15 protein-coding genes are annotated in these 15,843 nt (G+C 61.1%); 4 read left to right on the top strand and 11 right to left on the bottom strand.

Annotated elements, in window-relative coordinates; translation table 11 throughout:
* Positions 1–18: 18 nt before the first annotated feature.
* Complete coding sequence (locus tag HALTADL_RS07940; RefSeq protein ID WP_089672726.1) at positions 19–1,242, bottom strand: HD domain-containing protein; 1,224 nt, start codon at positions 1,240–1,242, stop codon at positions 19–21.
* A gap of 52 nt (positions 1,243–1,294) precedes the next feature.
* On the bottom strand, positions 1,295–3,097 hold the full coding sequence (locus tag HALTADL_RS07935; protein ID WP_089672727.1) for an acetyl-CoA carboxylase biotin carboxylase subunit: 1,803 nt from the start codon (positions 3,095–3,097) through the stop codon (positions 1,295–1,297).
* A gap of 156 nt (positions 3,098–3,253) precedes the next feature.
* Here HALTADL_RS07935 and HALTADL_RS07930 point away from each other — a divergent pair, with 156 nt between their 5' ends.
* Positions 3,254–3,466, top strand: coding sequence for a hypothetical protein (locus HALTADL_RS07930; RefSeq protein ID WP_089672728.1), 213 nt, complete (start codon positions 3,254–3,256; stop codon positions 3,464–3,466).
* Positions 3,467–3,468: 2 nt separating this feature from the next.
* Here HALTADL_RS07930 and HALTADL_RS07925 read toward each other — a convergent pair whose 3' ends face one another.
* Entirely contained in the window at positions 3,469–4,326 is an 858-nt protein-coding gene (locus HALTADL_RS07925; protein WP_089672729.1) for a methyl-accepting chemotaxis protein, read from the bottom strand.
* 178 nt (positions 4,327–4,504) lie between these two features.
* Here HALTADL_RS07925 and HALTADL_RS07920 point away from each other — a divergent pair, with 178 nt between their 5' ends.
* Both HALTADL_RS07920 and HALTADL_RS07915 read left to right on the top strand, forming a co-directional pair.
* Positions 4,505–4,771, top strand: a complete 267-nt coding sequence (locus tag HALTADL_RS07920; RefSeq protein WP_089672730.1) for a glutaredoxin family protein — start codon at positions 4,505–4,507, stop codon at positions 4,769–4,771.
* Positions 4,768–5,127: a DsrE family protein gene (locus tag HALTADL_RS07915; protein WP_089672731.1), complete on the top strand. Its 360-nt coding sequence runs from the start codon at positions 4,768–4,770 to the stop codon at positions 5,125–5,127. Before HALTADL_RS07920 ends, HALTADL_RS07915 begins: the two co-directional genes overlap by 4 nt.
* 7 nt (positions 5,128–5,134) lie before the next feature.
* Here the strand turns inward: HALTADL_RS07915 and HALTADL_RS07910 are convergent, their stop codons facing one another.
* The 3 genes from HALTADL_RS07910 to HALTADL_RS07900 all read right to left on the bottom strand — a co-directional run bounded on the left by HALTADL_RS07910 (position 5,135) and on the right by HALTADL_RS07900 (position 8,973).
* Entirely contained in the window at positions 5,135–5,473 is a 339-nt protein-coding gene (locus HALTADL_RS07910) for an acc operon protein (RefSeq protein WP_245708414.1), read from the bottom strand.
* Between the two features lie 2 nt (positions 5,474–5,475).
* Positions 5,476–7,020, bottom strand: coding sequence for an acyl-CoA carboxylase subunit beta (locus HALTADL_RS07905; protein WP_089672746.1), 1,545 nt, complete (start codon positions 7,018–7,020; stop codon positions 5,476–5,478).
* A gap of 147 nt (positions 7,021–7,167) precedes the next feature.
* On the bottom strand, positions 7,168–8,973 hold the full coding sequence (locus tag HALTADL_RS07900; RefSeq protein WP_089672732.1) for a hybrid sensor histidine kinase/response regulator: 1,806 nt from the start codon (positions 8,971–8,973) through the stop codon (positions 7,168–7,170).
* Positions 8,974–9,142: 169 nt separating this feature from the next.
* Between HALTADL_RS07900 and HALTADL_RS07895 the strand changes: the two genes are divergently transcribed.
* Entirely contained in the window at positions 9,143–10,468 is a 1,326-nt protein-coding gene (locus tag HALTADL_RS07895; RefSeq protein WP_089672733.1) for a sodium-dependent transporter, read from the top strand.
* A 22-nt stretch (positions 10,469–10,490) separates the two neighbouring features.
* Here HALTADL_RS07895 and HALTADL_RS07890 read toward each other — a convergent pair whose 3' ends face one another.
* From HALTADL_RS07890 to thrS, 5 genes are all read right to left on the bottom strand, one after another.
* Complete coding sequence (locus tag HALTADL_RS07890) at positions 10,491–11,195, bottom strand: SDR family oxidoreductase (RefSeq protein WP_089672747.1); 705 nt, start codon at positions 11,193–11,195, stop codon at positions 10,491–10,493.
* Between the two features lie 60 nt (positions 11,196–11,255).
* The gene (locus HALTADL_RS07885; RefSeq protein ID WP_089672734.1) at positions 11,256–12,236 is read right to left on the bottom strand and encodes an NADPH:quinone reductase; all 981 of its coding nucleotides are present in this window, start codon (positions 12,234–12,236) and stop codon (positions 11,256–11,258) included.
* Between the two features lie 48 nt (positions 12,237–12,284).
* Complete coding sequence (locus tag HALTADL_RS07880) at positions 12,285–13,316, bottom strand: M48 family metalloprotease (RefSeq protein WP_089672735.1); 1,032 nt, start codon at positions 13,314–13,316, stop codon at positions 12,285–12,287.
* Positions 13,317–13,358: 42 nt separating this feature from the next.
* Positions 13,359–13,805 carry a pyridoxamine 5'-phosphate oxidase family protein gene (locus tag HALTADL_RS07875; RefSeq protein WP_089672736.1) on the bottom strand — a complete coding sequence of 149 codons (447 nt, stop codon included), beginning with the start codon at positions 13,803–13,805 and terminating at the stop codon, positions 13,359–13,361.
* A 71-nt stretch (positions 13,806–13,876) separates the two neighbouring features.
* A complete protein-coding gene (thrS, locus tag HALTADL_RS07870) occupies positions 13,877–15,808 on the bottom strand; it encodes a threonine--tRNA ligase (protein ID WP_089672737.1) in 1,932 nt (643 codons plus the stop codon).
* Positions 15,809–15,843 lie beyond the last annotated feature (35 nt).

The following is a 15,843-nucleotide window of genomic DNA, read 5'->3' as shown; positions in this document are numbered from 1 at the left end:
CCGAACCGTCACGAGTCTCTACTCAAAGTCATCAAGTGTTGCGTGCAGTCCGCGACGCGTCTCCCGAATGAGTCCATCCGGGAGTTCGAGGCCGAGTTCTTCGGCCGCCAGTCGACCCACCCGATCAGTTGCCTCCCGTCGGGTGTAGACGCCGAGCCGCCACTGTCCCTGCTGGGCGGTCCGTAAGGCACTGACTAACGGCGACTGATCGCCGAGATTTCTGATCTCGCCGCCGACGATCACGCGACTCGTCGACTCCCGCATCGTCGGCTCGTCCGGCACTTCGACAATTACGTCGGTGGCTGGAATATCCGCCCGGTTGGCGATGGTCGACTCTAGGTCCCGAATCTCCTCGTGGTCGGCCTCCAGCAGCGAGTCCGGCACATGCTGTAGCTCGGCCCAGATGGCCTTTTTAAGTAGGCGTCGGCTACTGTATCGGTCGGCGAAGCTTTGGGTTTCGGGCGTGTTTCGCAGCGCAACCAGCAGATCGTGGTCGTCCATCCGTCGGAGTTGGTGGGCGTCAATTGCGGTTTCGTTGAGGAGCCGTTCGCTCGCCCGCCGCAGCATGGCCTTGCTGATCCGGGCGACCGGGTGCATGTAGACGGTCGGATTCATCAGGGCGCGAGCCAGCAGCAGACTCTCGGCAGTTTGGACGTTCCCTTCGTCCAAGACGAGTTCGCCGTCGACGAACGTCAACGCTCGAATCAGTCGCTCGGTGTCGATAGTCCCGTAGGGGACGCCGGTGTGGTGGGCGTCCCGCACGAGGTAGTCCATGCGGTCGACATCGAGTTCGCCCGAAACGAGCTGGCCGAACTGCCCATCTCCGGCCACGAGGCCCGCGATATGCGCGGGGTCGAGATCGTGGTCTCGGAGGATGCCACCGACCTCCCCCTCTGCGAGGAGTTCGTCGACGTCGTCGTGGTATTTGCCCGTGTATCGGTGGGTGAGTTCCTCAATGTTGTGGCTGAACGGACCGTGGCCGACGTCGTGGAGCAGCGCCGCCGCCCGGACGCGCTCGGCCTGTCGACCTTCGATGCCGATCTCGCCCAGTGCGCGGTTGGCGAGATGGTAGACGCCGAGACTGTGTTCGAACCGCGTGTGGTTGGCCGAGGGATAGACGAGTTGGACGGTCCCTAACTGTTTGATGTGGCGGAGCCGCTGGACCGTCGGGGTGTCCAAGAGGGCCTCGGCGACGCCCTCGATCTCGATGTGGTCGTGGACGCTGTCCTTGATCGTGGCCATAGCAGAGATTTTGCGGCCAGCCTGAAAAACAGTTGCTGCGAGTCGGAACTGACTATTCGAGGACGACGAGTACGTCGCCCATGTCGACACTATCTCCTTCGCCAACCATAATCTGAGTCACAGTGCCGCCACGTTCGGTGACCACGTCGTTTTCCATCTTCATCGCCTCCAAAACGCAGACCACGTCGTCAGGGGAGACCTCGTCGCCCTCTTCGACGTCGACCGAGAGGATCGTTCCCTGCATCTCGGCGGTGACTGTGTCGCCACCCTCGACACTGACACTCTCCTCTTCGTCCTCGGTTTGGGCCTGCGGCGGTCGGGCCATCCCACTGTTCCCGCCGGGGTTGCCCGACTCGACAGTGATCGGTGGCGCGCCCTGCTCTTCGAGCGAGACTTCGAATCGCTTGCCGTTGACCTCGACGGTGAAGTCGCGCTCGGTCGGCTCCTCGTCTTCCTCGCCGGTTTCGCTCCCATCGTTCATCGGCCCCCACTGGGAGACCGCCTCCTCGATTCGGCTGTGGTCGAGGACCTCGTCGAGATAGTTCGTGGTGTGCTCGCCGTTCGAAAAGGCCTCGTCGGTCAGCATGAGTCGGTGGAACGGGATGATCGTGTGGAACCCCTCGATCTCGAACTCCGAGAGGGCCCGCTCGGAGCGGGTGAGACACTCCTCTCGGTCACCCGCCGAAATGATGAGTTTGGCGATCATCGAATCGTAGTCGCCGCCGATCTCGTCGCCCTGCCGAATCGCGTCATCGATCCGGACCCCGATGCCGCCTGCCGGATCGTAGGTTTCGAGCGTGCCGGATGCGGGCTCGAAGTTCTTGGCTGGGTTTTCGGCGTTGATCCGGAACTCCATAGCGTGGCCCTCGATGTCGACATCCGCCTGTTCAAACGCCAACTCCTCGTCGGCGGCGATCCGGAGCTGCCATTTGACGATGTCGATTCCCGTGATCTGTTCGGTGACGGTGTGTTCGACCTGAATCCGGGTGTTGACCTCCATGAAAAAGAACTCGCCGTCTTCGACGAGGAACTCCACCGTACCGGCGTTGGTGTAGTTGGCGGCGTCGACGCCCCGTTTGGCGGCCTCGCCGATCTGCTCGCGGAGGTCGTCGGTGAGGATCGATGAGGGTGCCTCTTCGATCACTTTCTGGTGGCGGCGCTGGAGCGAGCAGTCCCGCTCGCCGAGATGCCGGACGTTGCCGTGGTGGTCGGCGATAATTTGGACCTCGATGTGGTGGGGGGCTTCGAGATACTTCTCGACGTAGACCGAATCGTTATCGAAGTAGGCCTCGCCCTCGCGTTGGGCGGTTTCGAACTGTTCTTCGACCTCATCCTCGCTGTGGACGACCTTCAGGCCGCGGCCGCCGCCGCCACCCTCCGCTTTGATCGCAACGGGGTAGCCGTACTCTTCGGCGACATCGGTGATTTCGTCGACGGAGGTGACTGGCTCGGTCGTGCCGGGGACCACCGGCACATCTGCCTCTTGCATGAGCGAGCGAGCCTTGGTTTTCTCGCCGAGCGATTCCATCGCTTGGGCATCCGGGCCGATCCACGTGAAGCCGCGGTCGTCGACTTTGGCCGCGAACTCGGCGTTTTCGGCCAGAAAGCCGTAGCCGGGGTGAATGGCGTCTGCCCCGGCCTTTTCGGCGGCGTCGAGTACGGCCTCGTGATCGAGATAGGAGTCGGCGGCGCGTGCGGGACCGATGTTGTAGGCCTCGTCGGCATACCGGACGTGGCCACCGTGCTTGTCGGCCTCGCTGTAGACGGCCACCGTCCGTACTCCGAGTTCCTCGCAGGCGCGCATCACGCGAACCGCGATCTCACCGCGGTTGGCGACCAGAACCTTGCTGAACATCTTGTCCGTCTATTTGCTCATCGGCCACCTCATTCTATCGGTCGACCCTGTCGGAAACCGGCCAGTTAGTCACGGATACTGATAGCTACTGGCCCGACTGCTGTCAACCGTCCCGCAAATCGGAACAGTCAGATACACCGACTCAATGTCCCTGATATGAACCTCACAGGCAAGCAGATACAGTGGACCGCAATCGTCGCCGGAGCGACGCTCTATTTCTTTTTGGGCGCGCTCACAGAAATCGCGCTGCCGATCCAGTTCGGCGCGTTCGTCGGCGTCGCCGTCATCGCCCCGGCAATCGTGACGCGGTCGGTATCACTCCAACAGCCACCGGTCGACGATGGGGCTGACGACGAGTACCGGTTTTAAAATCAGTCGACCTGATTGCGGAGTGCTTCGATTCGTTGGACCTGCGAACTCACCGAATCCGTGATTTCGCTGGCCGCGGTGTCGATCTCGTCGGCATTGGTTGCGGTCTGGTCGACCATCGAGGCGACCGTCGTCGCGCTTTTGGCCTGCTCGTCGGTGGCGGCAGCGACCTCGTCGACGCCTGCGGTGACCTCACCCACGGCGTCGGTGATCTCGTCGAGACTCGATTTGGCGGTGTTGGCCCGCTCCATCCCGGTTTCGACCTCGTCGACGCTGGTTTCGAGGCTCTCGACAGCCTGTTCGGCGTCGCTGGTGATGCGTTCGACCGTGCTGTCGATATCGGTCGCCTGATCGCGGGACTCTTGGGCCAGCGATTTGATCTCGTCGGCGACGACCGCGAACCCGGCGCCCGCCTCGCCGACTCTGGCGGCCTCGATTGAGGCGTTGAGCGCCAGCAGGTTGGTCTGGTCGGCGATTTCGTCGATCATGTCGGCCAGTTCGGTGATCTCCTCGACGCCTTGGCGGATGGTTCGGAGTTCCTGCATGGCTTCCTCGGTTGAGGACTGGATCTCCTCCATCGCCTCGACCACGGCTTCGGTGGCGTCTTCGCCCTCGCGGGCGCGGTCGTCGGCCTGCTCGGCGGCGATAGCGACCTCCTCGGAGGAGGAGGCGATCTCCTCGACGGCGGCGCTGAGATCGGCGACCTCCGCCGACACCTCGCGCATCCCGTTTGACTGCTCGTGTGCCCGGTCGGCAATCGTATCGATCCCGTCGGCGATCTGCGCCGAGGTCTCGTACAGCGAATCGAGTGAGTCGGCTACCTCACTCGAATCCTCAGTCGCCCCGTCGTTCAGTGACATACGCTTCCTCGGGGAGGGAGCATCATATAACGTCCGGGTGGATTATCAGCCCTGATACTCTACGGTGGTTCTTCGTCGACTGTTCGAAAGCGATGGGGCGAAATCTAGAACGAATTCCCATTCTATTCGGACACATATTGAAAACAGAATATATTGGAGGACAATAACCCACTCGTGTATGCCAACCCTCACACTGTACGACCGCCCGGATTGTCCGTACTCGAAACGTGTCCGCCGCGTGCTTGACGTGTTGTCAATCGAGTATGAGGAGGTCATCGTTCCCGAGGCGAGAGCCGACCGCGAGGAACTCGACTCACTGACCGGCCAGCGTGGTGTTCCGGTGTTGGTTGACAACGATCATCCCAACGGCTGGGTCGCAGACAGCGGCGACATCTCGTCGTATCTCAAGAACAACTACGACACGACCGCAGCCACCCAGCAATGACCGGCCGACAGGAGACCGTCGTCCATATCACGACCGACGAGGCCAGCGGCTGGGAGATGGCCCTCCGAAACCTCCAGAACCTCGTCAGGGATCGCTCGGTGTCGACGCCGCCCGAGGAGATGTCGGTTGTCGTCAACGGCCCCGCCGTTCGGTTCCTGTTGGCTGGCTCGCCGGATGCGTTCAAGATCACGAAAATGGCGGAGGCAGGCGTCACAATCAGCGTCTGTTCGAACTCGCTGACCCGGTTCGATTACGACCCCGAGGAGATTGCCGAGGGAGCGACGGTGGTCCAATCCGGCATCGCCGAAGTCGTCCGCGCCCAGCAACAGGGTCACCACTACCTGAAACTACCGTAAACAGTATTTAAAAGCGGTCGGCGCGACTCGCCGCGGTCCAGCCGTCTTTCGGCGTGTTGCTCGGCGGTCGGTTGGCCGACTCGCCGATGGCTTCGAGTCGACCGGCAAACGCCCAACTCCGTCGACTCTCGCCGTCGTCGTCTTCGGCGGTTGCTGCCGCGGCCGCGGCGGCTACCTGTTGATCTCGCAGGTGGGCCGCAATGGCGACCGCGATGGCCGCAGCCTCGCTGTCGTCGGCGTTGGCCAGCCCCTCAATGTCGGCCGGTGAGACTCTCACGGTCTCCTCGACGGCCGCCTCGCTGTCGGCATCGGCTGGCTCGTCGACGAACGCGGAATCGGTGGCCATCGTTAGATCGGGATGTTGCCGTGTTTCTTCGAGGGTTTCTCCTCGCGCTTCGACAGCAGCATATCGAGGTCGTCGATCAGCCGCTGGCGTGTCTCTCCGGGTTCGATGACATCGTCAATAAATCCTCGGTCGGCCGCGGTGTACGGATTGGCGAACTCCTCGCGGTACTCGTCGATCAGCTCCTGTCTGCGAGCCTCGGGATCGTCGGCCTCCTCCAACTCCCGCCGGTAGAGAATGTTGACCGCACCTTTTGGCCCCATCACTGCGATTTCGGCGGTCGGCCACGCATAGTTCACGTCGCCGCCGATGTGTTTCGAGGCCATCACACAGTAGGCCCCACCGTAGGCTTTGCGCGTGATAACGGTCAGCAGTGGAACCGTTGCCTCGGAGTAGGCATACAGCAGTTTCGCGCCGTGGCGAATGATCCCGCCGTGTTCCTGATCGGTGCCGGGCATGAAGCCGGGGACGTCTTCGAGGGTGAGGATTGGAATATTAAAGGCATCACAGAACCGGACGAACCGTGCACCTTTCTCCGAGGCTTCGATATCGAGCGTGCCAGCATTCACGCGGGGTTGGTTGGCGACGATGCCGACCGAGTGGCCGTCAAGCCGCCCAAATCCGACGACGATATTTTTCGCAAAGCTCTCGTGGACCTCGAAAAACGAGCCTTCGTCGACGAGTTCGTCGATTACCTTGATCGCGTCGTAGGGCTTTCTGGGGGCCTTGGGAACGATGTTCGCCAGTTCGTCGGTTCGGCGGTCGGGGTCGTCCCATGGGTCGACTCGCGGTGGGTCCTCGACGTTGTTCTGTGGGAGATACGAAAGGAGGAGAGCGATCTCATCGAGGGCTTCCTTCTCGTCGTCGACCGCGAAATGGGCCGCCCCCGACGTGGAGGCGTGGGTTACTGCCCCGCCGAGTTCGTCGAAACTCACCTGTTCGCCGGTGACGGTCTCGACGACGTCCGGCCCGGTGATGAACATGTGGCTCGTGTCTTTGACCATGAACACGAAGTCAGTGATCGCCGGCGAGTAAACGGCACCGCCTGCACAGGGGCCCATAATCCCCGAGATCTGTGGGATGACGCCGCTGGCGTCGGTGTTTCGCTGGAAGATTTCGCCGAAGCCAGCCAGCGAGCCAACGCCCTCCTGAATGCGTGCACCAGCCGAATCGTTGAGCCCGATAAGCGGTGCGCCGACCTCCATAGCCCGATCCATGACCTTACAGATCTTTTCTGCAAAGACCTCGCCCAGCGAGCCGCCGAAGACGGTAAAATCGTGGGCAAACACGAACACAGTGCGCCCGTTGACTTCGCCGTAGCCGGTAACGACGCCATCGGTCGCGATCTGTTGTTCTTCCATCCCGAACGTATGGTTCCGGTGGGTCCGGAACTGGTCGAACTCGTGGAAGGTGCCCTCGTCGAGGAAGTAGTCGATCCGCTCGCGGGCGGTCATCTTCCCCTTGTCGTGTTGTTTGGCGATACGGTCTTCGCCGCCACCTTTTGCGGCAGCCTCTCGCTTTGCGCGAAGCTCTTCGATCCGGTCGTCCATCGTCATTGCGGACCACCACCAATCATTGGTTCTAAACGACTACCAGCGGCATCAAAAGGGTTCCGCAACGACAGACTGACCGGTTGGGACGCCTACTGATTCGGTTCGGTGATTGTTGACCCGTCAACAAGTCAGGAATGAGCCATCTCAGGCCGCCGTCAGACGCACCGTCACACACAGCCCGCCGGTATCGGATTCGGCCAGCGAGATCTGCCCACCGTAGCTTTCGGCGATCTCGCTGACGAGATACAGCCCGAGTCCGGTCCCGGCGGAGTCGCCTTTTGAAACTCCCTGTTCGAGCAGCGTGTCGACCGTCTCAGTCGGAACGCCGTCACCGTTGTCGACAACCGTGACGACGTAGGCATCGGCCTCCTGTCGACAGCTGATCTCGATCCGGTCGGCATTCGAATGTGTGAGTGCGTTGTCGACGAGGTTGCCGAACAGCGCTTCGAGCAGTGGGCCACCGAGGACCGACCCCTCATAGCTCTCGTAGGTGAGGTCGACGCCCTCCGTGTCGGCCTGTGGCCCGTAGCTGTCAACGACCGTCGAGAGCACGTCATCGAGATCCCACGGCTCGGGTTCTTCGGTGGTCAGTTTGCTCAGCATGCTGAGTTCTTCGATCAACACCATTCCATCTGCCAACACCCGTGTCGCCGTCGAGAGGTAGCCGAATGCCTCCGCCGAACAGTCCTCGTCGGTGATCAACTGGAGGTAGCCATCGGCGGTGTGGATCTTGTTTTTGACGTCGTGGCGCAACAGCGAGTGGAGGAACGTTTCGCGTTCTTCCATCCGCTTGCGTCGGGTGATATCCTTCGAGATGACGACCACACCGATGCTGTCGCCGGTTTCGGGATCGGTGACTGGGCTGTAGGTTCGATAGGACCACCTGTCTTCGGTCTCGAAGGCGTACTCCTCGGTTTTCGGGTCGCCACTGTTGGAGACTTCCTGCAGAATACTGATGATGCGACCGGCGTCGGGTTCGGCGTGCACGTCGACGTACTTTCGGCCAGCGATTTCGGCCTCGGCGGCGCGGTCGATCTTCCCATCGGCAGCCAGTCTGGTGAGATGTTCCGTGTTGGCGAACACGTACTCGCCGTCAGTGTTGAGCATGTAAATCGAGTCGTCGGAAGCCTCGACTGCGGTGGCGTACTCCTGGAGTTTGGCCTTCCGGTCGCGGGAGGCGGTGATATCGAGGATCATCGACATCACTTCGGTGACGCCGCTGTCGGTGTTCTGGAGCGGCGTATTGTACCAGTGACAGACGACCCGCTGGCCGCCTTTGGTGACGTTTTCGACGACCTGCTCGGTCGACACGCCGTCCGAAAACAGCGGTCGGGACAGCGAGTCGAGGGTTTCGGCCTCTCTGGGTGGGATCACGAGTTCTTCGAGCTGTGTGCCGCGTGCCTCTCGGCCCGACCAGCCGAACAGCCCTTCGGCCCGCTCGTTCCAGTCGACGACCTGTCCGTCCTGATTCCAGATCACGAACGCCAGCGGCGCGTTCTCGTAGACGCCGGCATACTTCTCTCTGTTCTCCTGAAGGCTGGTTTTGGCGTTGGCGTGTTCGATCTCTTGGACGATTGCGTCGGCCAACACGGTATACTGGGCGGTGGGATCGCCTCCTTTCTGGAGATAGCGATCTGCACCCAGATTCAGCGCCTCGCTTGCGACCTCCTCTCTGCCTTCCCCGGTAAATATGATAAATGGGAGCTCTCGACCCTGCTCATCGCGGATCCGTTCGAGGAGTTCCAACCCCGTCATCCCCGGCATCTGATAGTCCGAAATAACTGCGTCGTACCTAGTGGTCTCGATCCGCTCGGCGGCAGCCGCCGGATCGGTCACCGTCTCGACAACTAATCGCTCGTCTTCCTGCGTGAGGAACTGTTCGGAAAGCGATAATAACTGCGGGTCGTCGTCGACGTGTAAGACCAAAAACTCATCAAGAGAACGACCCATTGCTTATCAGTATGATAAGCTGTGATATATGTAAACGTTACTGATTTTCGTGATATAATAGATACAATACCCGAGATCGGAGACAATTTGTAATAGTGATAATTACGCATTTAAGAAATGTATCTCCGGTATTAAACACGTTTATATAACGGTAAAACTGCCTGTTTGTATGAGTGTCCGTGAAACGTGGGCTACACGCATCGGGTTCATTCTCGCGGCAACCGGCAGCGCAGTCGGGCTTGGGAACATTTGGCGTTTCCCGTTTCTGACAGGTGAATCCGGCGGGGCAGCGTTCCTCGTCGTCTATCTGTTGCTTGTCGTGGCTGTGGGGATCCCGATACTACTTGTCGAGTTTGTTATCGGTCGACGGTCGAAACGGAATCCGATTGGGGCCTTCGACCAGCTGGGTCACGCCAACTGGAAGTTCGCCGGTGCGGTCGGCGCGCTTGCCGGCTTCATCATTCTGTCGTACTACAGCGTCGTTGGTGGCTGGGTTATCCAGTATCTGCTTGCGAGTTTCACCGGCGGCTACGGTGCTGAGGCCGAGGCGTTCTTCCTGAGTACCGCCTCGGGGCCGACAACCGTGCTGTTCCATGCGGTGTTTATGACTGTCGTCGCTGGGATCGTCGCCCTCGGCGTCCGCAACGGGATCGAAAAAGCCGCCACGGTGATGGTTCCGAGCGTTATCGTCCTCCTCGTTGGACTGGCGATCTACGGTTCGACGCTTAGTGGGGCAAGTGCGGCCTACCAGTACTACCTGTATCCGGATATGTCGACGCTGCTTGGTGACGCTCTCTCGGTGCTTCCGGCAGCGGCCGGACAGGCGTTTTTCACCCTCTCGCTCGGGATGGGTGTGATGATCACCTACTCCTCCTATCTCGACGAGGACCGCAACTTGCTGCGTGATACTGGATTCATTGTCGTTATCGATACGGGAATTGCGATCCTCGCTGGGCTGGTCGTCTTCCCGTTCCTCTTCACGCAGGGTGTGACGCCGGGCGAAGGTGGGGCCGGGGCGATCTTTATCAGCCTCGCGGGCGCGTTCAGCCAACTCCCTGCCGGTGAGCTAATCGGCGGTGTGTTCTTCTTCATGTTGCTGCTGGCAGCGCTTTCGAGTGCGTTCAGCATCTTCGAGGTCGTCGTCTCCTTTATTATCGATACGTTCGATGTCGACCGCGTGCCCGCATCCATCGGGCTCGCCGTGATCATTTTCGCGCTCGGAATCCCGACCGCGCTCGACCTAACGTATCTCGACACTTACGACAAGTTCGCCAACAATATCCTCCTGATCCTCGGTGGGCTGTTGCTCTCGCTGTTCGTCGGCTGGGTCTACGCGGCCGAGTCCCGCGAGGAACTCGACAAGGGCCGGAGTTCCGGTCGCTTCGGGTCGGTGTGGCTGAACACGGTTCGGTTCGTCGTGCCGCCGGTCCTGCTCGTGACGCTCGGGCTTGCGGTCGTTGAGTACTACGAGTTCATCCAGTCGACGTTCTTCTAACGCCGTCGTTCGGAGCCGATTTTCACGCCTCGCCGTAGACGGGGACCGCCGCGCCGCTTGTAACTTCGGCGGCATCCGAACAGAGGAACTGCATGACGCGGGCGACCTGCGACGGGTCGACCCACTCCTCGCTCGGCGTCATCATCTCGCGATTCATCGGTGTATCCAGCACGCTCGGCATGACGCAGTTGGCTCGTACTGTGCCCAGATTCTCCTCGGCGATTGTCTCGGTCATGATTTTCACGCTGGCCTTGGTCGACCGATAGATGCCGTCACCCTCGCCGCCTTCGAGTCCGGAGCGTGCCGAGACGCTGACAATCGAGCCCTCCGTTTCCTGTAGTTCGGGCAGCGCGTGTTTGGAGGCCAGAAACATCGTTTTGAGGTTGACGTCGAACAGCATATCGAACTGACTCACGTCGGTGTCTTCGATTGGATCGCCGCCGCGCCACGTGCCCGCGATATTTAAGAGAAAGTCGATCCGGTCGTGGTCGTCGACGACCTGTTCCATCGTCGCTTCGACTGCGTCTTCGTCGGTGAAGTCGGCCTGATAAAAGCTGACGCCCTCCTGCGGTTCGAGGAGTGAATCCTCGCTGTTGATGTCGACGATATCGCAGGCGGCGACGGTGGCTCCGGAGTCGACGAACGCTTCGACGACGGCGCTTCCGAGTGCACCACAGCTCCCAGTGACGACGGCTACGTGGTCTGTGAAATCAAAGTCGACTGTCATATGAAGGGAGTCGACGGCCCGGTTCATAAATCAGTGGGACGACCCGATGCAGTCGTCCAGTTAGGGCGTAATAACGAGTTTTCCGAGGAAGCTGTCTTCGAGTACTGCCCGCTGGGCCTCGCCTGCCTCGTCGAGATCGTAGGTCTCGGCTACTGTTATCTCAAGCTCGCCTGACTCCATCAGTGATGCCAGTTTCGAGAGCCCGGGGCGGAAATCCGGCGTGTTGAACATGCTCATCAGCGTCAGATTAAGATCTTTTCCACGGGCGGCCGACGACTGGCTGAAGCCGACGTTTTGGTCTTTTTCGCCGATTCCGACCACGCGACAGCCAGTGGCCCCAACAGTGGCGTCGAACTGGAGATACTCGTGCATCCGGTGGTCGAGGATCACGTCGACACCCTCGGTCTGCCCGGACACGTTATCGGCGGCCTCGACGACCGCCTCCGCGAGATCATCCCGACTGTAGTCGAGGACAACATCCGCGCCCAGTTCACGGAGTTGGTCGTGGTACTGTGGGCTGGCGGTCGTGATCACCTGTGCGCCGGCAGCCGCGGCGATCTGGACTGCGGCGTGGCCGACGCCGCCGGAACCGCCGTGGATTAGACACCGGTCGCCAACCTGTAGCTCGGCGTGGTCGACCAGCGCTCGCCACGCAGTCAGTGCGGCGACGCCTGCCCCACCTGCGGCGACCGTGTCGACGCCCTCCGGCAGCGCGACGAGTCGATCAGTCGGCACGGCGGCGTACTCGGCGTAGCCGCCGTAATGCTGGCTCCCAATGCCGGTGCCGTAGACTGGGTCGCCCTCGCTGAACCCCTCGACGTTCTCGCCGACCCCGACGACTTCGCCCGCGACGTCAATGCCGGGGATCATCGGCAGTGTGAACGGTTCGTAGGATCCTTCCCGGAAGTAGGTGTCGACGGGGTTGACACCCGCGCCGTGGACTTCGACCAGCACCTCGTCGTCGCCCGGCTTGTGGCGGTCGATCTCGTCTACTTGGAGCTTTTCGGTCCCACCGTGGTCGTGAAAGCGAACGGCGCGCATAGCGGGAGGAGGGAGGCAACGGGCAAAAAACACCGTGTCAGTGGTTTCTCAGGTTTCGTTTTGTGAGGCCATCGACCTGAGGCGGTCGACACGAGTTTCGGTTGTCGGATGGGTTCTGAACGGACTGCTGAGTTCCGAGTCGTCTCTCGGTGGCAATATATCGAGCGCACCCGCAGAGCGCTTGAACTCTCGGAGGTCTTCGGTTGGTCGACCACGCCCTCCATCGAGCGTTTCGAGTGCGCTGGCGAGGCTACTCGGCGAGCCAGTGAGTTCGGCGGCTCCCCTGTCGGCTGCGAGTTCGCGGCCACGGGAAAATAGGGCTACTCCGAGGAGACAACACCACAACTGAACGGTTGTCACGGCCGTGACGACGACCCACGTGAGGAGTTGTCCGAGATAGACTAAGATGACCGTCCCGTAGGTATGGATCGCCTGGAACTTCGGTCGCTCGTCGCTGCCGACGTGTTCGGCGAGCAGGAGTGGGACGAGCAGGAGGCCCATTAGTCGACCGTCGCCGTTGGCCAGATGGCTGATCTCGTGGGCCAACACGGCCTCGATCTCGTCGTCGGTGAGCTCACGGACTAACCCGCGTGTGATGACGATTGTGCCGTCGGATCGGCCGCCGAGGGCGTAGGATTCGGGTCGCATGCGGGTGACGATCCGAACTGTCGGTTCCGGAATCCCGGCCTGTTGGGCCAGCCTGCGGGCTATCGAGGCGATTTTGGGATGCCGGTCGACCGCCAGTTGGCCGGTCGTGCCGAGTTCGGTCTTAAATTCCTGAATCTCGGCTCTAACCGGCGTGAGATAGAGCGTCGGGAGCAGTGCCAACCCGATCAGGACGGCCCCTCCCAGCAGTGTCGACATCGAGAACTGGCCCACAAACCCGCTGACTGCGGTGTTGCTGACGGGGAGGGCAGACAGCGAGACGAAATAGGCGGCCACAATGACACCACCGACGATCATCCCGCCGGCGACCCCGGCGGCCACGAGGATGATCGACACCGAGACGACTGCGATAGCTCCGAGTGCGGCCACCATCCGGAGCCCCAACGAGACGCGTGCGCGGGTCCCGACTACCATGGCTCAGCGTTCGGGTGGCTGACAGATAGGCGTTGCTATGGATTACTCGGTGTCGACTTCCTTCCGACCCGAGACGGCATCGGGAATCAGCCGAAACGTCTGGAAGGGGATCTCCGAGGGCGGGCGCTCGAAGACGTCGACGGTCGGAATGTCGACGGCCCACAGGCCCTGGAGGGCCGTTGATTCGTAGGGGGCATCGGTGACCCGTTCCAGTTGTCCAGTCGCGACGACGCTCCGCCAGCCCGCCTCGGTTTCGCGGTGGACGACAAACGAGACGGGGTTGTCGACGAGGCTGGTTTTTCGACTATTTTCGGGCACCGAGAGCCGAAAGTAGATGCTGTCGGCGTCGGCGAAGTAGCCGTAGGAGACGGGGATCGAAACCGGTGGCTCGTCGCCCTCGGTGGCGAACGACAGTACTCCGGTGCCGCCGTCCCCGAGCAACTCGTCACGCTCGTCGTCGCTCAGTTGGATCCAGCGAAGCCCCTGCATACGCGGCTGTTTGGGACCACCGTACAAAATCGCTCACAGCCGTCTGAAAACCAGAGTGTCAGCAGATCGGATTAGTCAAGGAACGACGGCTCTTCGAGCTTTTCGTCGCGTTCGTCGACCAACTGGTCGAGGAACTCCTCGGGGTCGACGTCCTGCTGTTCGCGCTCTTTGCGGTCCCGAACCGAGACGGTGCCAGCCTCGACCTCGTCGTCACCGACGATCAGCATGTAGGGGACGCGGTCGGTCTGGGCCTCCCGAATCTTGCGGCCGAGGGTCCAGGATCGATCCTCGATGTCGACGCGGAAATCCTCGTCTTCGAGGTCGTTTTTGAGCCGGTGGGCATACCCCAGTTCGTCGTCGCTGATCGGCAGGATGCGGACCTGTTCGGGCGCGAGCCAGAGTGGGAACTTGCCGTTGAAGTGCTCGATGAGCACCATGAAGAAGCGCTCGAAGCTGCCGTAGAGCGCGCGGTGGATCATTACTGGCCGATGGTCCTCGTTGTCCGCGCCGGTGTAGGTGAGGTCGAACCGCTCGGGCATGTTGAAGTCGAGTTGGACCGTCGGGCCGTCCCATTTGCGGCCCAGCGCGTCAGTGAACGCGAAGTCGATTTTCGGGCCGTAGAACGCACCGTCGCCGGCTTCGAGGTCGTAGTCCATCTTGGAGTTTTCGAGGACGGTTTCGAGTTGCTCCTCGGCTTGCTCCCAGATTTCGTCGCTGCCAACCGATTTCTCGGGGCGGGTGGCGAGGGCGACTTCGTAGTCGAGGTCGAACGTTTCCAGTACCTCGTTGATCATCTCCATGATGTCGTTGACCTCCGATTGGATCTGTTCTGGGCGGGCGAAGATGTGGCCGTCGTCAATCGTGAACGCCCACACACGCGAGAGGCCGGAGAGTTCGCCGCGCTGTTCTTTTCTGTAGACTTTGCCGTTCTCGGCGTAGCGGACGGGGAAGTCGCGGTAGCTCCACGACGACTGATTGAAAATGGTCGCGTGGCCGGGGCAGTTCATCGGCTTGAGGCCGTACTCCTCGTCGTTGACGTCGAGGAGGAACATGTCGTCGACGTAGTTGTCGTAGTGGCCCGATTTCTTCCAGAGTTCGGTGCGGAAGAGGTGGGGCGTCTCGACGTAGTCGTAGCCGTACTCCTTGTTCATCGCCTTGCCGAACTCTTCGAGTTCGTTGAGAATCGCCTTCCCGTTGGGGTGGTACAGCGGGAGGCCCGGCCCCGTCACGGTGGGGATCGAAAAGAGATCGAGTTCTTGGCCGAGTTTGCGGTGGTCGCGCTCTTTGGCCTCCTCGCGCATGTTGAGGAACTCTTCGAGTTGGGACTCCTTCTCGAAGGCCGTGCCGTGGACCCGCGTCAGGGTGTCGTTTTCCTCGTCGCCGCGCCAGTACGACGAGGATATGTTGAGGAGTTTGAACGCGCCGATCTGACCGGTCGACTCGACGTGCGGGCCTTTACAGAGGTCCTCGAACTCGGCCTGCTCGTAAAAGGAGATTTCCTCATCGTCGGCGGCTTCGCGCTGGAGGATGTCGAGTTTGTAGGAATTCTCACCTTCGTATTTGGCGACCGCCTCGTCGCGGCTGTAGGTGGTGCGCTCGATGTCGTAGTCCTCGTCGACGATGGTCTGCATTTCGTCTTCGATTTCTCGGAGGTCGTCCTCGTCGAGGTCGACGCTCGTGATGTCGTAGTAGAACCCCTCGTCGGTCCACGGGCCGATGGTAAGTTGGGCGTCGTCGTGGAGTCGCAGCAGGGCTTGGGCGAAGACGTGGGCCGCCGAGTGCCGGAGTACATCGCGGTATTCGTCGCTCTGGTCGGTGACGATCTCGATGCGGTCCCCATCCGAGACGGGGGTGAGTTTGTCGACCAACTCGCCTTCGATCTTGCCGGCGACGGTGTCTTTGCCGAGTCCCGGTCCGATTTCAAAGGCGACGTCCTGCAACGTAGAGCCCTCCGGAACGCTGAGTTCCGTGCCGTCCGGAAGGATGACAGCGATTTCGCTCATATAGTGCGGAAACCGATACCCGGGCATAAGTGTTG

The organism is Halohasta litchfieldiae (assembly GCF_002788215.1).
GTDB lineage: Archaea > Halobacteriota > Halobacteria > Halobacteriales > Haloferacaceae > Halohasta > Halohasta litchfieldiae.
The sequence above is the reverse complement of the archived record's forward strand: the minus strand, read 5'-3'. Positions and strand labels throughout refer to the sequence as shown.